Genomic DNA, 19955 nt, shown 5'->3' with positions numbered 1-19955 from the left:
ACTCAAACGCGAAAAAAAAGAGCCGCTAGTTCGACTCCTTTGCCAGCTGCGGCACGTTTTGTTTTTTTCCAGCCTGCCGCAGCGAAACGACCATCAGCGCTCCCGCCAGCGTCAACGCGAGCACGAACCGCAGCATCGTCTCCATGCCATAGGCGTCCTGCAGCATGCCGCCCGCCGTGTTTCCGATCGCCGAGCCAAATCCCGACGTCATGACGCCAATCATCGTCTGTCCCATGATTTGATGTTCTTTCGCCAGATTTTCCGCCACATAGTATGTCATGATGGGCGTGAACAACCCGTACGAAAGTCCCTGGAACGCCAGCCCGACAAACAAAACCGGCAGGCTTGGCGCCACGCACACCAGACCGTTGCGGGCGATATAAAACAAAGCCGCCGCCGCGAGCAGGCTTTTGGCCCCGAACCGGTGCATGAGCCGTGGCGCCACCGCCATGACCGGCAGCTCGCTGGCCGCCATAAAAAACGTCGCCACGCCCAGCATCGAGGCATCGCCGCCCAGGGACGTCACGATGTTGATCAAATACGTTCCAACGCAGGCGCTAGCCGCGAACGCCAGCCCGAAGCCTAGAAGCAAGCCAAAAAACAAGCGGTACCGCCCGGCTAGGCCAAACAGGCTGACGCTGGCCGCGCAATCTGCTTTCGCCTCCGTTTTCGAATACGTGGCCGGCATCCGCCACAAAACGACGACACATAGTATATTGGCGCCCAAAAACAGGAAGCCCAGCGCTGCCGGGGAAAACCAGCCGACAAGCTGGCCGGCGACGATGGCGCACAACGCGTAGGAAATCGAGCCGATTCCGCGCGACAAACCGAAATTGACGGGTTTCCCGTCCGCGATGTAGTTCATCGCGATCGTGGAGACGAGTGGTACGGTGCTGATATTCAGCGCGTACATCGCGATGTACAATCCCATCAAAAGCGCTTTGGGCAGAGGCAAAAACACGATGGCGCTAAACAACAGCGATTCGACGGCGAAAAAGCCGATGAGCTGCTGCTGTAAGGAAAACCGTTTCACTTTGGCGCATACGCCGGATACGACTGGCGACAAAACGATAGTCGTCAAGGAGGATCCGCCTGTGACGACGCCGATTTCCGTGTTCGTGAGTCCCTTGTGCTGCAAAAGCACGGCCACGAAGCCAAGCGCGCACAGCGTCCCCATCCAGTATGTCGCGTGCAGCGCGTTGTATTTTCTTTGCATTGTGTTGTCCATTCCCACCATCTCCCTTTTCAAAGGCATCTTATTCCCTTTTCGCGCAAAAAAGAAGCGCGGATAAAAAACGGGTTCCGTGTTTCGTTTCCGGACGGATTTTCAAGTGTTCTGGCGAAACAACATGACTCATGATACAATTTATTTATGTTAATCAAGGAAAAACTCAAGCATTCCAAATTTTCGGATTCGCAGCGAATCGTTGTCGACTACATGCTCAAAGCCGGCCCCAAGATCCGAAACAAAACGGTGCGCCAAATCGCCAAGGAAACGTACACGTCGTCCGCGACGCTGATTCGCATCGCCCACAAGCTCGATTTCACCGGCTGGGAGGAATTGAAGCGCGCCTTCATCGAGGAGCAGGATTATTTGTCATCGCATTTTCAAAACGTCAACGCCAACGTGCCGTTTGAAAAGGACGACTCTTCGATGACGATCGCCAACCGGATCGCCGTGCTCGAAAAGGAAGCCATCGACGACACTCTTGCCCTGATCGACTGGGGTGCGATCGAGCAGGCGGCCGCCATCGTGGACGACTGCCCGGTTGTCAACATCGTGGCCATGAACAACACCATCGCGCAAGCCGAGGAGTTCATGTACAAAATGGGCCGCATCCAAAAGCGCGTCATCGTCCAGCCGCCCAGCGGCGAAGGCTTGTACAACGGAACGATTCTGGATCCGGCCTCGTGCATGATCGTCATTTCCTACACCGGCGAGACAAGCAACTTCATCCGCTGGATCCGCTTCGCCAAGGAAAGCCATGTGCCGGTGATTGCCATTACCTCGCTGGGGGACAACACCATCAGCAAGCTGGCGGACTTGACGCTGCGCATTTGCACCCGGGAAAAGCTCTACTCCAAAATTTCGTGGTACGCTTCGGAGGCGTCGATTTCGTATTTGCTGAACGTGCTCTACTCGCTCGTGTTCGCGCGCCACTACGATCAAAACTTCGCCGCGAAAGTCGAACGGTCCAAAAAAATCGAAAAAGGACGCAAGTCCTCGATTTCGATCATCAACGAGGAAAAGCCGTAGGACGCGGCTTTTTTTCACCCGCCGATTAGCCTGGCTTAACCTTTTTTCAAAGTAAAACGATTGCCCAAACCGGCGGTCCGTGTTATAAACTATCCGACTGAGGGAGTAATCAGCATTCTCAAATGCAGCAATGTCGACATCCTGGCTGACGCCCGGTATTGCTTGAAAAGATGAGACTCATGAACTTTTTAATCGTTCATGAGTCTTTTTTATGATAGGAGGAGTGGAGAATATGGGAATGATCGAACTCGTTTTGATTGCGGTGTCGCTGTCGATGGACGCTTTCGCGGTGTCCATCTGCAAGGGGCTGTCGCTTCAAAACGTCAATGGAAAGCACATGGTCATCGCCGGCGCGTGGTTTGGCGGCTTTCAGGCGCTGATGCCGCTGATCGGCTATGGCCTGGGCAGTTTGATGGCCGGCTTCATCCAAAACTACACGCACTGGATCGCGTTTATCCTGCTGGCGTGGATCGGCGGCAACATGATCAAGGACTCGTTTGGCGAGGAGGAAGGCGTGGACGGCTCGATGACGTGGAAGTCGATGCTCGTTTTGGCGATCGCCACCAGCATCGACGCGCTGGCGGTCGGCATCACGTTTTCGTTTATGGACGTGTCGATTGTGCCGGCAATCGTCCTGATTGGCATCGTGACGTTCGCCTTTTCGGCCATTGGCATCAAGATTGGCAGCTTGTTTGGCGCCAAGTACCGTTCCAAGGCGACTCTTTTCGGCGGAATCGTCCTCGTTCTCATCGGGCTGAAAATCCTGCTCGAAGGGCTGAACATCCTGTAAGTGTTAGAAAGGAAATCGGGAAAGTGGTTTGATATGATGGACACAAGGAGGAGAAACACGTGAAATTTTACGACCAATCGGTTCCGGATGTGGAACGCTGTCTCGACACGAACATCCATACCGGACTGGATACGACGCAAGTCAAACAACGACAGGAAAAATATGGGCCAAACAAACTCAAAGAGGCGAAACAGAAATCCAGCTTCGCCCGGTTTGTCGACCAGTTCAAAGATCCAATGATCATCATCCTGCTCATCGCGGCCGCCATTTCGTTTGGAATCGCCATTTTTGAAAAGGATCCCGAAGGATTTTTCGAACCCGTTCTGATTTTGGTCATCGTGATTCTGAACGCCTTGATGGGAGTCGTTCAGGAATCCAAAGCCGAGGCCGCGCTCAACGCCCTCAAGCAAATGACGACGCCGCAAGCGCGCGTCATCCGAAACGGGAAAGAGGAAATCGTTCCTTCCCAGGATCTTGTGCCCGGCGACATCATCAAACTGGAGGCCGGCGACTTCGTTCCCGCCGACGCCCGCCTGTTTCAAAGCGTGAGCCTGAAAAGCGAGGAAGCCGCGCTCACGGGCGAATCCGTCCCGGCGGAAAAAGACGCCGGCGCCATCGTCAAAGACGGGGCCCCGCTCGGGGATCGCGTGGACATGGTGTACTCGGGCTGCTCCATCACGTATGGAACCGGCCAGGCCATCGTATGCGCCATCGGCATGGACACCGAGATGGGAAAAATCGCCGGTCTGCTCAACAGCGAGGAAAAATCCCAGACGCCGCTTCAGCTCAAGCTCGCCCAGCTTGGAAAGTACCTTGGCTTTTTGGCGATCGGCTGCTGCGCGATCATCTTTGTGGTCGGCCTGCTCAACGGCTTGCCGCCAATGGAATTGTTCCTGACGTCCGTTTCCCTGGCGGTCGCCGCGATTCCGGAAGGCTTGCCGGCCATTGTCACGATCGTGCTGTCGATCGGCGTGACGAAGCTTGCCAAACAAAACGCGATCATCCGCAACCTGCCGGCGGTCGAAACGCTCGGTTCGGCCTCGATCATTTGCTCGGATAAGACAGGCACGCTCACCCAAAACAAAATGACGCTCGTCAAGGCGTGGGCCGACGGCGACGAGGATGTCGTCGACATCACGACCGACGATCCAAAGGAAATCAAGCGCCTGCTTCAACTGGGCACCTTGTGCTCGGATGGCTCGATCTTGATCGAGGACGGCCAGGAGAAATCGGTCGGCGATCCAACCGAGACGTCGATCGTGTCGGCCGCCATGAAAAACGGCATGACGAAAGAAGCGCTCAATCAAATGTATCCGCGGCTGGCGGAGCTGCCGTTCGACTCGGACCGCAAGCTCATGTCCACCATCAACAAAATGGACGGCCAGCTCGTCGTGATCACGAAGGGGGCGCTCGACTCCATGATTCCACGCCTGAAAAGCGGCGACGTGAAAAAAGCGAAAGAGCTCAACGAGGCGATGTCCAAAAACGCCTTGCGCGTCTTAGCGATTGCCTCCAAACCGATTGACGAGGTGCCAAAAAACCCGACGAGCGAGCAGCTTGAAAACGACTTGAACCTGGAAGGTCTTGTCGCGATGATCGACCCCGCCCGGCCGGAAGCGAAAGAAGCGGTCAAAGTGTGCCGCAAGGCGGGCATCCGTCCGGTCATGATTACGGGCGACCACGTCATCACCGCCAGCGCGATCGCGAAGGAGCTTGGAATTTTGCGCGATGGCGACAAAGCCATCACGGGTGTCGAACTTGACGCGATGAGCGACGACGAGCTTGATCACGACATTGAAAACATTTCCGTGTACGCCCGCGTTTCTCCGGAAAACAAGATCCGGATCGTCAAAGGCTGGCAGCGCAAAAACCAGGTTGTCGCCATGACGGGAGACGGCGTCAACGACGCGCCGGCTTTGAAAGCGGCCGACATTGGCTGCGCGATGGGCATCACCGGCACGGAAGTCGCCAAAGGGGCGGCGGACATGATTTTGACCGACGACAATTTCGCGACGATCGTCTTCGCGGTCTGGGAAGGACGCGGTATTTTCTCGAACTTGAAAAAAGTCATCGGCTATTTGCTGGGAACGAACATCGGCGAGGTGCTTGTCGTGTTTGTTTCGATGCTGTTGTGGCACAAATCGCCGTTTGTGTCGATGCAGCTGCTGTGGATCAACCTCGTGACCGATTCCCTGCCGGCTATCGCGCTGGGCATGGAGCCGGTGGAAAAGGACGTCATGAACCACAAGCCGAAAGCGAAAAACGAAGGCATCTTCGCCAATGGCTTTGGCGCCCGTATCATCCTGCAAGGCGTCATGTTTGGCGGTCTGGCGTTGCTGTCGTTTTATCTCGGCCAGCAGCTGACCCACACCGAGCGGGGCGCGGAAACGATGGCGTTCATCACGCTGGCGCTTTCCCAGGTCATTCAGGCGTTCAACATGCGCAGCGAGCACTCGTTGTTCAAAACCGGCTTCTTTACAAACAAGAAGCTGAACATGGCGGCGCTCGTATCGTTCGCGCTGGTGGCGCTTGTCATCTTCACGCCGCTCAACATCCCGTTCAATTTGGAGATTTTGCCTTGGGGCGATTTCTTCATCGCCCTTGGTTTGGCGTTCGTTCCATTTGTCGTGATGGAATGCTCGAAGGCGTTTGGCTTGATCAAGCATTCCAAAAGCTACGACGAATAAACAATCCGATTCGAAAAAGTCTGTTACGGCAGGCTTTTTTTGTATATAATATAGAAAAAGGAGGAGGATCGTATGTGGATCTTGATCATCGGGGCGATTGCCTTGTTCGCTTTGTCCGTCTGGCTGGAGCGACGCGCTCCTCGCTCCGGACGTGATCAGCTGGACGAAAGCGGCGAGCAGGCGCGGCTCGACCAGCGCAACGCGGCGAACAACCAGAGCTTTCGCCCATAAGAAAAAGGTGTCCAATCGAAAATCGTTTCGATCGACACCTTTTTTAAATCCATTTTTTGCACAGCGTCAGCACGAGCATGTAAATGAGCGAGCCAATCAAAATCAGCAGCGAGCGAACGATCGCGCCATAGCCGATGGTCAGCGCTCCAAAGCCGAGTAAAATGAGCAGCTTGGCGTTCTGCGCGTTTTCGCGCAGCGATTTGACATACATCCAGCCAATGACTTCCACGCACAAAAAGAACAAGACGTAAATCTGCCCGAGCACAATGGGCGTTTTGGCGGTTTCCATAATTGGAAAAATCGTAAAGACGAGCATTTCCAAAGCGAACCGGAGATGTTGTTTCGAGGTTTGTTTCATAATGCGGGTTCCTTTGCTAGTCCGCGCATCCATCCGGATGAAAGCGGAGTTTTATTATACCACATCCTCCAAAGCGCCGGCCGGGACAAAAATAGAAAAATCTCCCAACTGGGGAAGTCGAGAGATTTTAAATTGAACTAAGATGAATCGTACCCGGTTCGTCGTTCAGGGTCAAACCGATACTAGTTTCGTCTTCTTTCATTCCTGGTGTGCGGACGTGAGTTGTCTGACTGCGTATAGCATTCGGTGTGAATGTTGTAATTTCATCATCGTCATAACCAATTACCATACTATTCTCTGATAAGAGAATCGGCCGCTTCAAAATCGACGGATTCTTCTGTATCAAAACAATCAATTCCTTTGTCGAGAAGTCATCAATCCCTTTCTCTAAAGAATGAAACACTTTTGAACGGACGGAAATGATATCTTCTGTACCATTTTCGCACCTTGACAACAAGTACTTAATCTCACTTTCTTTTAACACACTTGAAAAAATATTTTTTTCGACAAAATCTATATGATTATCTTTGAGCCACTGTTTTGCCTTCCGACAACTAGCGCACCCAGGAGAAGTATAAAGAATTACCATATACTGTCCTCCTACTCAAATTATACCTTTTTCGTAGGAAATGAAAAGATTTATTTTATTTATCGCTTAAGCGAAACTTAAATAATTCCGGTTTTTTACCACATTCCCCCGTTTGGATTGTGGCAGAAATTCATCGTTTTTTTTACAATTCTTCCGCGATTTGCGCCATTTCTTCCAGATTTCGCTCGGTTTCACGCGCTTTCAAAGTGACAATCGGCTCCACGAGGGTCATATTTTTCATTTTGTCCACATACCCTTGGATGACGCGCGCCGCCGACGGTCCCCACGATCCGTTTTGCATGATCGCGACCTTGCGGTTTTGGAAGTTTTTATGCACCAGTTCGATCAAAAACAGCTCCATGCTCGGGAACACGCCGCCGTCGTAGCTTGCGGAAGCGAGCACGAGCGAGCTGTATTTGAACGCGTCCGCGATCGCCTGCGATACGGGAACGCGGGACAGATCCGCCACTTTCGCCTTCTTGCCAAGGCCCTCGATCATGTCCTTGAGCAGCCCGGCCGCGTGCGCCGTGTGGCCGTAAATCGAGGAGTACGCGATAAACACGCCTTCTTCCTCCGGCGCGTACGAGCTCCACGTGTTGTACAAGTTGATGTAGTACCCCAGGTTTTCCGTCAGGATCGGGCCGTGCAGCGGGCAGATGATCTGCACATCCAAGCCGCTCAGCTTTTTCAGCAGCGCCTGCACCTGCATGCCGTATTTGCCGACGATATTCAAATAGTAGCGGCGGGCTTCGTCCACCCAGCCATCCTCGTAGTCCAGCGTTCCGAATTTACCAAACGCGTCCGCCGAGAACAGCACTTTTTCCTCCGGCACGTACGTCACCATGACTTCCGGCCAGTGCACCATGGGCGCCATGAAAAACTGCAGCGTGTTTTTTCCGATCGAAATCTGGTCGCCTTCCTTCACGACGACTTTTTTCTCATTCAGCCCTTCAATGTCAAAATAGTTTGGCAGCATGTTGAACGTCTGCGCGTTTCCAATGAGCCGCATGTTCGGATACCGCTTGCACAGCTCTAAAATATTGGCCGCGTGATCCGGCTCCAAATGCGAGATCACCAAATAGTCCACCGGACGGTCGCCGATTTTTTCGGCCAGGTTGTTCAGCCACTCCTCGCTTTTGCGAATGTCGATCGTGTCCATCACGACAATTTTCTCATCGACGATCACATACGAGTTGTACGACACGCCATGCGAAATCGGATACTGGCTTTCAAACAGATCCAAATCGTGGTCATTCGCGCCGATATATTTGATATATGTATTGCTCCACATAAAAAAAGCCTCCTGTTTCCTTTCACATTTTATCATCATCACTACATACAGAAAAGAAAAAGGAATCATAAATACAAAAAAGGCGCCCCGTTTTTCACAGAGCGCCTCGCGTTTCATGGCTTTTTTCGATGCAGCAATGCGTTCGCCGCGAAAGCGGCCGCCACGATGAAGCCAAGAACGATCGCCATATCGTACATCCAAATCCTTTCCTTTTGCCCTTAGTTTTCTTTCGACTCGACAAATTCCTTGGACGCCGTCAAAATCGTCGCCAGGTTTTGCAGCTCGCTTGGCACCACGATCTTGGTCGCGGTTCCGTTGGCCAGATCGCTGTACGTTTTCAAGCCTTGCAGCGTCAAATACTCCTTGGTCGGATTGGCGTCCTTGATCATCTGGATTCCACGCGCCTGCGCCTCGTAAATGGCCTCCATCGCCTTCGCCTTTCCTTCCGCCTCGGCGATCATCGCTTCCTTTTTGGCGGTCGCGTTCAGGATCGTTGCCTCTTTCTTTCCTTCCGCGGTCAAAATCGCGCTGCGTTTTTCGCCTTCCGCCTTTAAAATCGACTCGCGGCGTTCCCGCTCGGCGCGCATCTGCTTTTCCATCGCTTCCTGAATATCCTTTGGCGGAATGATGTTTTTCACTTCGACGCGTCCGACTTTGATGCCCCACGGATCGGTCGCCTCATCCAAAATGCTGCGCATCTTCGTGTTGATGATGTCGCGCGACGTCAGCGTTTCGTCCAGCTCGAGGTCGCCGATGATGTTTCGCAACGTCGTGGCCGTCAAATTCTCAATGGCCGTGATCGGCCCCACGACGCCATACGTGTACAGCTTCGGATCCGTGATCTGGAAGTAGACGACCGTGTCGATCATCATCGTGACGTTGTCTTTCGTAATGACTGGCTGCGGCGCGAAATCCTTCACGACTTCCTTGAGCGTCACCTTGTTGGCGACCCGGTCGATGAACGGGATCTTGAAGTGGATGCCCGTGTGCCACGTGGCATAGTAGGCGCCCAGCCGCTCAATGACGTAGGCGTTGGCTTGCGAAACGATGCTGATCATGCTCATGAGAATGGCCACGATGAGCACGATCGCCAAAACGATCAAAACGATTTTTACAATAGTCATCATTATTCATTTCCTTTCCCGAGCGCCTCCACGATGAGCTTGGCGCCTTCGATGTTCAATACTTTCACCTTCGTGCCCTTTTCAATCGTCTCGTGCTGAAACGACACCGCCGACCAGTACGAAGAGAGCACGTACACTTCGCCCCACTGGTCCTCCCTGATTTCCCTTGTCACCGTGCCGATCTGGTGAATCATGCGATCGGCGTTGGTCGGCACGACGTTGCCGCGCAAGTAACGCGACGCGATTGGACGGACGATGAGCATCGCCAAAAGCGAAACCAGCACGAACGCCACGACTTGCACAGCCACCGACAAACGCAGGATGGCCAGCAGCGCCGCCACCACCGCGCCCAGCGCAAACCACACGCTCACCAGCGCGGTTGGCGTCAAAAGTTCAATCAGCACAGCCGCCAGCGCGGCCGCGATCCAAATCAAAACCATCTTTTCATCCCTCTTTTCCCATTCCGTCTCCACACTCGATTTCCAGCAAATTCTCGTTTTGGTTGAAGGCGGCCGCGTATTTGCAGCCGTCCACCGGCACATGCATCGACGTGTAGATCTCGTGCATGATCGCCTTGTTGCTGATGCGTCCATACCCTTTCCCTAGCGAAAGCTTTTGCAGCTGTTCCCTTGGAATGACGCCAAGCTCGATCGTCGCCTTCGGAACCGGCTCGATCGCCACCCGCTTTCGTTCCAGATCCAGGCCGATGCGCACCCAGCGGATATCCTGAAAAAACGTACAAGCCGCGGCGTTGAGCGTGATATTGGTCGGATAAAACGTGACTTGGCACGTATAGGAATTTCCATTGATCCATTGATACACGTTTTCACTTCCTTCTGGTTCCAGTTTATTATTTCTCTTATTTTTTTGCAAGTTAAATTTTTCACAATTAATTCATCTTCGCTTAATAAAAAAAGGACCCCTGAAAAAGTCCTTCGTTACGACATGGAGGCGGCCTTCAGCATCCGGTATCCCACACCGATGTGCGTTTGGATGCACGAAGCCTTCTTGTCGATTTTCTCGATCTTTTTGCGCAGTCCCGCGACATACACCCGCAAGCTGGCGACATCGTTTTCCTGGCTGTGGCCCCAGATGCGGTTCGTGATTTGCGTATGCGTCAGCACCTTGTCCAGATTTTGCAGCAAAAGCGTCAAGATCTTATACTCGATTGGCGTCAAATGCAGCGGCTCGCCATTGACGCTCGCCACGCCGCGCGCCAAGTCGACTTCCAGCCCGCCGTTTTTCAAACAGGCATCCTCCATCCGCGGCCCGGTTTCCATTTGCGCCAGCCGCCGCTGCGTCACCCGCAAACGGGCCAGCAGCTCGTCCACCGAGAACGGTTTGGTCAAGTAGTCGTCGGCCCCCTGGTCGAGCGCCTCGATTTTGTCCTGGTCCTCGTTGCGCGCGCTAATGACGATAATCGGCACTTGCGACCACGAGCGAATCGTCTCGATGACTTCCAGCCCGTCCATATCCGGCAGTCCCAAGTCGAGCAAGACGATATCCGGCCGGTTGGACAACGTCTGCATGAGCGCATCCTTGCCGTTTTTCGCCATGTCGTATTTGTATTCGTGCAGTTTGAGCGTCGTCGCCATCAAGTGGCGGATCCTGGCGTCGTCCTCCACGATCAGCACTGTGTTTTTATTCATGTAAATCCACCTTTCGATACGGCAGCGTAAACGTGAACACGCTGCCTTTGGGCACATTGTCCTTTACCTCGATCGTCCCGCCATGGGCGTGCACGATTGACTCGCAAAGCGAAAGCCCGAGGCCAAGCGAGCGCCGGCTGTCGACGATTTCGTGGTCGCCGCAGTAAAACCGTTCGAACACCCGCGCCTTGACGGCGTCCGGAATGCCCTCGCCCTCGTCTTTCACCTCGACGCGCACCCGTTCGCCCTCCTTGCGCCACGCGATCTCGATTCTCGATCCGGACGGCGTGTATTTGATGGCGTTGTCCACCAGATTCACGAGCACTTGCATCACGAGTCTGGAATCGGCTTCGACAAACAAAAACGGGTCGCCGTCCGTCGCGATTTCGTGATCCTCGTTGTGGCGGATGTGGCCCAGCGCCTCCTCCACCAGCTCCTCGAACAGCTCCAGCGTCGGATGCAGCGCCACCTTGCCTTCCTCGATCCGGGTGATGGCGAGCAGGTTTTCCACCAAACCGATGAGCCAGTTCGACTCCTCGTAAATGTCCTCGATCGTCTGCCTTCGGGTAATTTCGTCCATCCCGGCCTCGTTATCCAGCAAATTCGACGCGTTGCCCGAAATCGACGTCAGCGGCGTGCGCAAGTCGTGCGAAATGGCCCGCAGCAGGTTGGCGCGCGTCTGCTCGTTTTTCGCCAGCATCCGCGCCTGTTCCTTTTCGGCCCGGCTTTGAATGCCTTCCAGCGCGAGGGCGCATTCGCCAAGCACCGACAAGACGATGCTTTGCTCCAGCGGGTCGAGCCGGGCGCCTTCGTCCATCGCGATCCCAACCACTCCGTATACCTTCTCGTTCAGACGGACCGCCAAATACAAACACTTGGCGCTGGACAGCGTGTCGGTGCTCGCGCCGGCGTGCTTGTTGTTGGTGGCGCACCAGTAGGCAACCGCCCGCTCGTTGGGCGTCAGCAGCAGCTCCTTGCCCTCCCCATACACCCGGCCATGGCCGATGCGGCGCTTGGCGTAAGCGTATGTGACGATTGGACAGTCCAGCAGCTGGCGCAGCTGGGCCGCGCCAATTTCGAACACCACGTCCTCTTCCTCGACGCTTTGAAGCAACTGGTTCGTTTCGAGCAAAACTTTCGTCTTAAACGCCGAGCGGGCCGCGCTTTCAGCGCTTGAGCGAATCTTTTGCGCCATGCGGCTTGTCAGCAGCGCCGCGGCAAACATAAGCGCGAGCGTCAAAAAGTCCCCGGCGTGCAAGGCGTGGAACGAATAGCGAGGCGGCGTGAACGCGAAATTGAACAAAAGCACGGCTACCAGCGAAGTCACCAGACCGTTGAAGGCGCTGGCCGACAACGTGGAGGCGAATAACACCCCGAGCACGTACGTCGTGAGGATCGCGGTTTTCGGAAAGCCGCTCATCTCGAGCGCCAGGCCGGCTATCGTCACAAAGGCGAGAATGAGCACGCTTTTCAGCAGCGCGCGCGTCGGCTTCATGACGCGAAAGAGCTTTTTCTTTTGCGCCTTGTAGCCCGCCTTGTCGGGAATGATGTACACGTCCAGGTCGGGCGCCTGGCCGATCAGCCGCTCCGTCAGTGTCGGCGACGGAAAAAAGCGCGGCTTTGAAACGGCGCTGCGCCCCAGGACGATTTTGGTCACATGCGACAAGCGGGAAAACGTGGCGATTTGCTCCGCGATATCCTCGCCATACAGCGTTTCGATGCGCGCGCCCAGCTGCTGGGCGAGCCGTTTATGGTTTTCGAGCCGCTTCTCGTTTTCCTGCCCGCGCCACTCCTCGTCGTCGCGCTGTACATACACGGCCGAAAACCGCGCTTTGAAGGCGGCAGCCATCCGGGCGGCAGTGCGGATGATGCGCTCGTTGCTTGGCGACGAGGACAGGCAAACCAAAATGTGCTCGTCGCCTTTGGGGGCCGACGCCCCCTGGAGCCGGCTCACCCGTTCGGCGCAGCGCCGCAAGGCGATTTCCCGCAGCGCCCGCAAGTGGTCGAGCGTGAAAAAGTTGTCCATCGCCTGCATCGCCTGGGCGGGGGCGTAGATTTTTCCCGCCTTCATCCGCTCGAGCAGCTCTTCCGGTTCGATATCGACCAGTTCCACCTGGTCGGCTTCGTCAAAGCTCGAATCGAGGATGCGCTCGCGTACGCGCACGGTCGTGATGGCGGCGATCGTGTCGTTCAGGCTTTCCAGATGCTGCACGTTGACGGTCGTGTACACGTCGATGCCGGCGTTGAGCAGCTCCTCGATGTCTTTGTACCGTTTGTGGTGGCGGCTTGAAGAGGCGTTGGTGTGCGCCATTTCGTCGACAAGAATCAAGTCGGGATCGCGCGCCAGCGCCCCATCCAAATCGAACTCCTCGACGGCCACGCCGTTTTCCTGGTATTGTCGTTTGGGCAGCGCTTCCAGTCCTTCCATGAGCGCGAGCGTCTGCGCCCGATCGTGCGGTTCGACGTAGCCAATGACGACGTCGCGGCCAAGCACCTTGGCTTCCCTGGCGGCGACGAGCATGCTGTATGTCTTGCCCACGCCGGCCGCGTAGCCGAAAAAGATTTTTAAATGCCCTTTTCTCAAGTGGATTCCCTCCTTTAGCGTTCATCTTACACGATTGACTGCGGGAAACTCAATTCAAATCATCCCTCAAAAAAACCAGCCAAATCCATGGCTGGCCGTACGATTTTATCGTCTTGTTTCCTTGTTTTTTCCGTTTATTTAAAACTTAATGTCCGATTTCGTCGAGCTTCAAATTCACCTCGAGCACATTGACGCGATTCTCGCCAAACAAGCCAAGCCACGCCTTGCTCGTGCAGGCGTCGATGACGTTTTGGACTTCCTTCTCGCTGATGCCTTTGGCTTGGGCGATGCGTTTGACCTGCGCCTTGGCGGCCTTTGGCGAAATGTCGGGATCGAGCCCGCTGGCGGAGCTCGCCAGCAAGTCCGCGGGCACGTCTTTTGGATCGACACCGAGTTTGACGGCCAGATCTTCCCGTTTGTTGGAAAGGTCCTGCTGGTAGGCTGAATCGGAGCGCACGTGGTTGGCTGGCGCCCCATAGACGAGCGGCTGGCCGAACTCGTCCTGGAAGCTTGTGACGTCAATGGATGCCGGGCGTCCCCACAAGTGGTCGTCGTCCTTGAACGGCTGGCCGATCGCGGTCGATCCAACCACGACGCCATCTTTTTCAACGAGGCTGCCGTTGGCCTGGGCCGGAAAGAAAAGCTGCGCCAAAATCGTGACGCTTCCCGTGTACAGCACGCCGCAGACGAGCGTGAACAACAGGAAGAAGCGGACGCAAGGTTTCCAAAGGGTTGAAAGCATGATTGAACCTCCTTATATGCAGTTGATCAGCAGATCAATGAGCTTGACGCAAACAAACGGCGCGACGAGTCCGCCCAGTCCGTAGACGAGCAAGTTGCGCGACAGCAGTTTGCCGGCCGGCAGCTCTTTGTATTGGACGCCACGCAGCGCCAGCGGGATGAGCGCCACGATAATCAAGGCGTTGTAGATGACCGCGGACAGGATCGCGCTTTGCGGACTGGCCAGTCGCATGATGTTGAGCACGTCAAGCTGCGGATACAAGCCGACAAACAGCGCCGGAATAATGGCGAAATATTTCGCGATGTCGTTGGCGATGGAAAACGTCGTCAAACTGCCACGTGTCATAAGCAGCTGCTTGCCGATTTGCACGATTTCGATTAGCTTGGTCGGCGAGGAGTCGAGGTCGACCATGTTGCCGGCTTCCTTGGCTGCCTGCGTGCCGGTGTTCATCGCCACGGCCACGTCGGCTTGCGCCAGGGCGGGCGCGTCGTTGGTGCCATCGCCCGTCATCGCGACGAGGTGGCCTTCCTGCTGGAACTTGCGAATCATGTCCAGCTTGCCTTCCGGGGTCGCCTCGGCGAGAAAGTCGTCGACGCCCGCTTCCGCGGCGATGGCGGCGGCAGTCATCGGGTTGTCGCCGGTAATCATGATCGTCTTGATGCCCATCTTGCGCAAATCGCTGAATTTCTCTTTGACGCCTTCCTTGATGATGTCTTTTAAATAGACGACGCCGAGGATCTTGTTGTTTTTGACAACCACAAGCGGTGTGCCGCCTTTGGTGGCGATGGCGTTGACGACTTCGCGTGTTTCGAACGACACGTGACCGCCCGCCTTTTCGACGAATTTCATCATCGTGTCGGCGGCGCCTTTGCGGATTTGCACATCCTGGAAGTCGACGCCGCTCATCCGGGTCGCGGCCGTGAACGGCACGAACGTCATATCCTTGATTTCCTGCTCGCGCAGCCCGTACTTTTCCTTGGCGAGAATGACGATGCTGCGCCCTTCCGGCGTTTCGTCCGCTAGCGAGGAAAGCTGGGCGGCTTGGGCGAGTTCCATCTCGTCGGTGTGGTCGACGGGAATGAATTCGCTAGCCTGCCGGTTGCCCAGCGTGATCGTTCCGGTTTTGTCAAGCATGAGAATGTCGACGTCGCCGGCCGCTTCGATGGCGCGTCCGCTCATGGCAAGCACATTGGCCTGGTTCAGGCGCGACATGCCGGCGATGCCGATGGCGGAAAGCAGTGCCCCAATCGTCGTGGGCGCCAGGCACACGAGCAAGGCGACGCATGTCGTGATGGATACCGGGTTGGCGGCACCTTCCATCGTCGCGGAAAACGCCGAGAACGCGTACAAGGCGATCGTCACTAAAATAAAGATCATGGACAGCGCGATCAAAAAGATTTGCAGAGCGATTTCGTTGGGCGTCTTTTTGCGGTTGGCGCCTTCCACCATCGAAATCATTTGGTCGAGAAAGCTGTTGCCGGCTTCGTTGACGACTTGCAGTACGATCCAGTCCGAGAGCACGCTCGTGCCCCCGGTCACGGCGCTGCGGTCGCCTCCGGCTTCACGAATGACGGGCGCGGATTCGCCGGTGATGGCGCTTTCGTCCACGCTGGCCGCCCCAAGCACGACGTCGCCGTCGGCTGGAATCGTCTCCCCCGCTTTGACAAGGACGAGATCGCCTTTGTGCAAGTCAGGCGAACAGACGGTTTCGACAGTTTCCAAATCGTCGAGCGAAGCCACGCGGCGGGCCTCCACTTCCTTTTTGGAGGAGCGCAGGGCGTCGGCCTGGGCTTTGCCGCGGCCTTCGGCGATGGCTTGCGCGAAGTTGGCGAACAGCACCGTCAGCCACAAGATGATGGCGATGGTGAAGATGTACGCGGTCGGGGCGTCCTGGATGCCGGCGAGCGCGAAAAAGAAGAAGACGGTCGTCAGCCACGCGCTCAAGTATACGAGAAACATGACTGGATTTTCGACCTGGGTTTTTGGTCCCATTTTTTTTACGCTGTCGATGAGCGCCGCCTTGATCATGGCGCCGTCGGCGAACGATTGTTTTTGTTGATTGTTCATATCGAATACCTCATCAATGGATCATTTGCGTCCACTCGGCGATTGGCCCGAGCGCGAGCGCCGGGAAGAAGCTGAGCGCCCCGATCACGACGACGATCAGGATCAGCAAAAAGACAAACAAGGCGTTGCTTGTGCAAAGCGTTCCCGACGTGCTGGCGACCATTTGCTTGCGGCTCAAGTGCTGGGCCATGAAGATGGCGGCTGCCATGGGCACGAAGCGCGCGAACAGCATCATCGCGCCCAGCAGCGTGTCGAGCAAGACGGTGTGGCTGGCAAATCCGCTCAAGGCGCTGCCGTTGTTGGCGCCCGCCGATGTGAAGGCGTACAGGATTTGCGTGAACGCGTGCGGCCCGGAAGCGGACACGCTATCCATCGTGGCCGGGTCCAGACAGGCGATCGTGCTTCCGAGCAAGATCGCGAATGGCGCGGCGAGCACCATGACGACGGCCCACTTCATTTCATACGGCTCGATTTTCTTGCCGGCGAACTCGGGCGTGCGGCCGACCATGAGGCCGGCAATAAAGACGGTCAAAATGACGAAGGCGAGCATGCCATACAAGCCGCAGCCCGCGCCGCCGAAGATGACTTCGCCTAGCTGCATGACAAGCAGCATGGCCAGCTGCGCCACAGGCGACGTGCTATCGAGCATCGCGTTGACCGATCCGCTGGACGCGGCGGTCGTAAAGCTCGACCAGATGCTCGAACCGACAATGCCGAAGCGGGTTTCCTTTCCTTCCAGCGCCATGGCGGGATCGAGGCCAAGGCCGGCGTGCTCGCCCAGCGTGATGACAAGCGTGGAGAGCAGCAGGCAAATGAGCATGGCCCAGAAGATGGCCCGGCCCTGCTTCATGTCTTTGAGCGCCTTGCCAAAGGTGAAGCACAGCGCGGCGGGAATGAGCAGGATCGAAACGACCTCGAGCACGTTCGTGAACGGCGTCGGGTTCTCGTATGGATGGGCGGCGTTGGTCAAAAAGTAGCCCCCGCCATTCGTCCCGCTTTGTTTAATGGCGATTTGGCTGGCGGCAAGCCCCGATGGCAGTGCCTGCTCGGTGATGATTTTCGCGTCGGGAACGATCGTTCCGTCGACGATTACGACGTCGTGTTCCTCGTCGATGATGGCGTTTTCGATCCACTCCCCTTTGGCGTTGACGGCGACTGGCTCCAGCAGTTTGGCGGTTTGCGTGCCGTTCATCGTCTGGACGACGCCTTGCGAAACGAGCAGCAGCGAGAGCACGAGGTTGATCGGGATCAAAATGTAAAGCAGGATCCGGGTCATGTCTTTCCAGAAGTTGCCAATCGTGCCGGTTTTCGTTTGGATGAGTCCGCGCACGAGCGCGAAGAGCACGGCCATGCCGGCGGCTGGCGCCAGAAAGTTTTGCACGCTCAGACCGAGCGCCTGCACGACGGGTGTCATTTGCGTTTCGGGCGTGTACGACTGCCAGTTCGTGTTGGTGACAAACGAGGCGGCTGTGTTGAACGCCTGCGCGATGTCCATGCCGACAAAGCCTTTGTCGTGGACAAGGCTTGCTTGCGTGACGAGCATCAAAAACAAAACGAGGAAGCCGATCAAAGAAAACAGCAGCAGCGAGCTTAAATACCGCTTGCCGTTCATTGGTTTGTCGGGGTCGATTCCCAGCACTTTGTAGGTCGCCTTTTCCAGCGGACCGACCAGTCCGGTCAAGGCGTTCTTTTTTTCAAACATGACGTTGTACATGTAAAGGCCGAGCGGATAGGCGAGCGCGCCGACCAGAAGCACATAGACGCCATAGCGTATGACAAGTGCCATCATTGCGCGTCCCCCTTTAACAAAATCACGATATACCATATCAATAATCCGATGGCGCATAGCGCCGACAGTGCGATGAGTATTGGCATCACAAAACCCTCCTAATGGACCTTATGATAGGCTTTTTTTTGTAAAATTGGCGTTAAGGAAAAGGCGTTCGTATAAAGATTGTATAAAGATGGGGCCTTTTGCCGAATAAAAACTATCTTAAATGAGAACTTCTTTTTTTTATTCCCCTTCTCTACTGCTCCAAAAGCATCTCCATCGGTTAGTATCTTTTCAGCTCTTTGTACGTATTTTGTGTACGTATTTTGAAAAATTTCTATAAACTTCGTTTTATCTCTTCCTGAAATCTCCATCATATGTTCTTCCCTTCATTCTGCAATCAAATGAATCAAACAATTAAAATATCTTTCATTTTTTTGGCTCTCACTCTACCGAATTGCCTTTCGGCAAAATAAAAGAAAATATTTAATATAGCGCTTTATTGAGAGCTATATTTTTAATATACTTAAATCATATGATAAATTTCACTTTTGAATTAGAGAGTAAGCCTGCATGATGAAAATAAAATTGGCAAAAAGAATAAGAAATGACACTATTGAAAAGTGAAGGTTAAAAACTGTTAATTCAAATATAAAAAAATTAAAAATTGAGGTTTATAGAGGGGAAAAGAAAAAATGAAAAATAAACTACAGACCTGTGATTTAGCAAACGAAAAAGTAAAAGACATTATAAAAAACCCGCGAAATCCAAAGTTTTCGAATTTGCATTTATGGATGAATAAACAAGCAAAATTCTATCACAACGAAAACAAACATTTCGGCCAGAAGAAAAGATTCCGTAAATATCGAAGAGGGACCATTATCTATGTAGATTTTGGAACTTCCATCGGCGCAGAGTTGTGTGGATACCATTTTGCGGTTGTTCTTACGAAAAACGATAATCCTTACAATGAAGCACTTACCGTGATGCCTTTAACTTCAAAAAATAAGCCGTATAATGTTTCAATCGGTAGAGAAATTATATTGGATATAATAACCGAATTTTCAAAGAATCTATCGGATATGAATCGCCTATTAAATTTCTATATAAGCCCAGAAGATTCCGATCTTAGCAACGAACAAATAAATGAGTTAACAGAGTGCGCAAATGTATATAAATCTATTGCTGTTGATGAAGGCAATCCAATAAACTCCACCACTGACCTCTTGCTTGTCGTAATTGAATGGTTGAAAGAAATAAGGAATACATATAAAGGGAATGACAAAGAGTCTTTCTTAATGCCTAATTCAATAACCACTATAAGCAAATTCAGAATTCGACTCCCGCTTAATCCTCTTGATCCTATTGGGAAAATATCCGTTACAGAGAATGCATTATCAGTAATTGATCACGAACTTGTAAAAAGGCTCGTATCGGATAATTTGGTCATTTGCGATGCCAAATAAGAAAAAAAAACAATTTATTTGACAGAAAACCCATAACTAGATATATTAATGATGATAACTTCAGCGATAAGTTTTTCTTAGGCGCTGTGGAAAAAAATTATTTTGGAGACGAATATTTTCGGGCTCCACGGACTCAATGAAGGAGCTGTAACGAATGGATCCTTTTTAGAAATCACTAAAAAGTTACAGCTCTTTTTTCTTTGTTTCCTTCAAACTGACAAAATCCATATCAAAAAAAAGCATCTTGATTTTTGGTGTACTTAAATTTTTTACCTTGAATTGTCAAATTAAGTGCAACGTTTCCGAATAATACACTTCATATGGTGTTTTGTAGCCTAAACATTTTCTA

18 protein-coding genes are annotated in these 19955 nt (G+C 53.7%); 5 read left to right on the top strand and 13 right to left on the bottom strand.

Features of this window, described 5'->3' with window-relative positions:
- Positions 1-25: 25 nt before the first annotated feature.
- Positions 26-1228 carry an MFS transporter gene (locus tag ABNS49_RS07425; protein WP_168353525.1) on the bottom strand — a complete coding sequence of 401 codons (1203 nt, stop codon included), beginning with the start codon at positions 1226-1228 and terminating at the stop codon, positions 26-28.
- Positions 1229-1372: 144 nt separating this feature from the next.
- On the opposite strand from ABNS49_RS07425, the gene ABNS49_RS07420 reads away from it, so the two are divergent.
- The 4 genes from ABNS49_RS07420 to ABNS49_RS07405 all read left to right on the top strand — a co-directional run bounded on the left by ABNS49_RS07420 (position 1373) and on the right by ABNS49_RS07405 (position 5965).
- Positions 1373-2257 carry a MurR/RpiR family transcriptional regulator gene (locus tag ABNS49_RS07420; RefSeq protein ID WP_135979597.1) on the top strand — a complete coding sequence of 295 codons (885 nt, stop codon included), beginning with the start codon at positions 1373-1375 and terminating at the stop codon, positions 2255-2257.
- A 232-nt stretch (positions 2258-2489) separates the two neighbouring features.
- The gene (locus tag ABNS49_RS07415; protein ID WP_135979598.1) at positions 2490-3047 is read left to right on the top strand and encodes a manganese efflux pump MntP family protein; all 558 of its coding nucleotides are present in this window, start codon (positions 2490-2492) and stop codon (positions 3045-3047) included.
- 59 nt (positions 3048-3106) lie between these two features.
- Positions 3107-5734, top strand: coding sequence for a cation-translocating P-type ATPase (locus ABNS49_RS07410; RefSeq protein ID WP_348688149.1), 2628 nt, complete (start codon positions 3107-3109; stop codon positions 5732-5734).
- A gap of 72 nt (positions 5735-5806) precedes the next feature.
- On the top strand, positions 5807-5965 hold the full coding sequence (locus ABNS49_RS07405; RefSeq protein ID WP_168353526.1) for a hypothetical protein: 159 nt from the start codon (positions 5807-5809) through the stop codon (positions 5963-5965).
- Positions 5966-6008: 43 nt separating this feature from the next.
- Here ABNS49_RS07405 and ABNS49_RS07400 read toward each other — a convergent pair whose 3' ends face one another.
- From ABNS49_RS07400 to ABNS49_RS07345, 12 genes are all read right to left on the bottom strand, one after another.
- The gene (locus tag ABNS49_RS07400; RefSeq protein WP_135979600.1) at positions 6009-6323 is read right to left on the bottom strand and encodes a hypothetical protein; all 315 of its coding nucleotides are present in this window, start codon (positions 6321-6323) and stop codon (positions 6009-6011) included.
- Positions 6324-6450: 127 nt separating this feature from the next.
- A complete protein-coding gene (gene spx, locus ABNS49_RS07395; protein WP_135979601.1) occupies positions 6451-6912 on the bottom strand; it encodes a transcriptional regulator Spx in 462 nt (153 codons plus the stop codon).
- A 142-nt stretch (positions 6913-7054) separates the two neighbouring features.
- Positions 7055-8203: an FprA family A-type flavoprotein gene (locus tag ABNS49_RS07390; RefSeq protein WP_135979602.1), complete on the bottom strand. Its 1149-nt coding sequence runs from the start codon at positions 8201-8203 to the stop codon at positions 7055-7057.
- A gap of 218 nt (positions 8204-8421) precedes the next feature.
- Entirely contained in the window at positions 8422-9327 is a 906-nt protein-coding gene (locus ABNS49_RS07385) for an SPFH domain-containing protein (RefSeq protein ID WP_135979639.1), read from the bottom strand.
- A gap of 2 nt (positions 9328-9329) precedes the next feature.
- A complete protein-coding gene (locus ABNS49_RS07380; protein WP_135979603.1) occupies positions 9330-9767 on the bottom strand; it encodes an NfeD family protein in 438 nt (145 codons plus the stop codon).
- Positions 9768-9771: 4 nt separating this feature from the next.
- Positions 9772-10149 carry a hypothetical protein gene (locus ABNS49_RS07375; RefSeq protein WP_135979604.1) on the bottom strand — a complete coding sequence of 126 codons (378 nt, stop codon included), beginning with the start codon at positions 10147-10149 and terminating at the stop codon, positions 9772-9774.
- Positions 10150-10265: 116 nt separating this feature from the next.
- Positions 10266-10976, bottom strand: coding sequence for a response regulator transcription factor (locus tag ABNS49_RS07370; protein ID WP_135979605.1), 711 nt, complete (start codon positions 10974-10976; stop codon positions 10266-10268).
- Entirely contained in the window at positions 10969-13560 is a 2592-nt protein-coding gene (locus ABNS49_RS07365; RefSeq protein WP_289108270.1) for a sensor histidine kinase KdpD, read from the bottom strand. Before ABNS49_RS07365 ends, ABNS49_RS07370 begins: the two co-directional genes overlap by 8 nt.
- 145 nt (positions 13561-13705) lie before the next feature.
- Positions 13706-14302: a K(+)-transporting ATPase subunit C gene (kdpC, locus tag ABNS49_RS07360; protein WP_289108269.1), complete on the bottom strand. Its 597-nt coding sequence runs from the start codon at positions 14300-14302 to the stop codon at positions 13706-13708.
- A gap of 12 nt (positions 14303-14314) precedes the next feature.
- Positions 14315-16369: a potassium-transporting ATPase subunit KdpB gene (gene kdpB / locus ABNS49_RS07355; protein ID WP_289108268.1), complete on the bottom strand. Its 2055-nt coding sequence runs from the start codon at positions 16367-16369 to the stop codon at positions 14315-14317.
- Positions 16370-16382: 13 nt separating this feature from the next.
- Positions 16383-18158, bottom strand: coding sequence for a potassium-transporting ATPase subunit KdpA (locus tag ABNS49_RS07350; RefSeq protein ID WP_289108267.1), 1776 nt, complete (start codon positions 18156-18158; stop codon positions 16383-16385).
- Positions 18159-18256: 98 nt separating this feature from the next.
- Positions 18257-18517 carry a hypothetical protein gene (locus ABNS49_RS07345; RefSeq protein WP_289108266.1) on the bottom strand — a complete coding sequence of 87 codons (261 nt, stop codon included), beginning with the start codon at positions 18515-18517 and terminating at the stop codon, positions 18257-18259.
- 318 nt (positions 18518-18835) lie between these two features.
- Here ABNS49_RS07345 and ABNS49_RS07340 point away from each other — a divergent pair, with 318 nt between their 5' ends.
- Complete coding sequence (locus tag ABNS49_RS07340; protein WP_289108265.1) at positions 18836-19606, top strand: type II toxin-antitoxin system PemK/MazF family toxin; 771 nt, start codon at positions 18836-18838, stop codon at positions 19604-19606.
- Positions 19607-19955 lie beyond the last annotated feature (349 nt).

It is taken from the genome of uncultured Dubosiella sp., from assembly GCF_964018005.1.
In the GTDB taxonomy this organism is placed as follows: domain Bacteria; phylum Bacillota_I; class Bacilli_A; order Erysipelotrichales; family Erysipelotrichaceae; genus Dubosiella; species Dubosiella muris.
The sequence above is the reverse complement of the archived record's forward strand: the minus strand, read 5'-3'. Positions and strand labels throughout refer to the sequence as shown.

Bases quoted from the DNA above. Each gene is read 5' to 3' on its own strand.
- spx (WP_135979601.1), bottom strand. From the start codon at position 6,912: ATGGTAATTCTTTATACTTCTCCTGGGTGCGCTAGTTGTCGGAAGGCA.
- ABNS49_RS07420 (WP_135979597.1), top strand. From the start codon at position 1,373: ATGTTAATCAAGGAAAAACTCAAGCATTCCAAATTTTCGGATTCGCAG.
- ABNS49_RS07405 (WP_168353526.1), top strand. From the start codon at position 5,807: ATGTGGATCTTGATCATCGGGGCGATTGCCTTGTTCGCTTTGTCCGTC.
- ABNS49_RS07425 (WP_168353525.1), bottom strand. From the start codon at position 1,228: ATGGACAACACAATGCAAAGAAAATACAACGCGCTGCACGCGACATAC.
- kdpB (WP_289108268.1), bottom strand. From the start codon at position 16,369: ATGAACAATCAACAAAAACAATCGTTCGCCGACGGCGCCATGATCAAG.
- ABNS49_RS07385 (WP_135979639.1), bottom strand. From the start codon at position 9,327: ATGACTATTGTAAAAATCGTTTTGATCGTTTTGGCGATCGTGCTCATC.
- ABNS49_RS07345 (WP_289108266.1), bottom strand. From the start codon at position 18,517: ATGATGGAGATTTCAGGAAGAGATAAAACGAAGTTTATAGAAATTTTT.
- kdpC (WP_289108269.1), bottom strand. From the start codon at position 14,302: ATGCTTTCAACCCTTTGGAAACCTTGCGTCCGCTTCTTCCTGTTGTTC.
- ABNS49_RS07380 (WP_135979603.1), bottom strand. From the start codon at position 9,767: ATGGTTTTGATTTGGATCGCGGCCGCGCTGGCGGCTGTGCTGATTGAA.
- ABNS49_RS07370 (WP_135979605.1), bottom strand. From the start codon at position 10,976: ATGAATAAAAACACAGTGCTGATCGTGGAGGACGACGCCAGGATCCGC.
- ABNS49_RS07340 (WP_289108265.1), top strand. From the start codon at position 18,836: ATGAAAAATAAACTACAGACCTGTGATTTAGCAAACGAAAAAGTAAAA.
- ABNS49_RS07390 (WP_135979602.1), bottom strand. From the start codon at position 8,203: ATGTGGAGCAATACATATATCAAATATATCGGCGCGAATGACCACGAT.
- ABNS49_RS07415 (WP_135979598.1), top strand. From the start codon at position 2,490: ATGGGAATGATCGAACTCGTTTTGATTGCGGTGTCGCTGTCGATGGAC.
- ABNS49_RS07350 (WP_289108267.1), bottom strand. From the start codon at position 18,158: ATGATGGCACTTGTCATACGCTATGGCGTCTATGTGCTTCTGGTCGGC.
- ABNS49_RS07400 (WP_135979600.1), bottom strand. From the start codon at position 6,323: ATGAAACAAACCTCGAAACAACATCTCCGGTTCGCTTTGGAAATGCTC.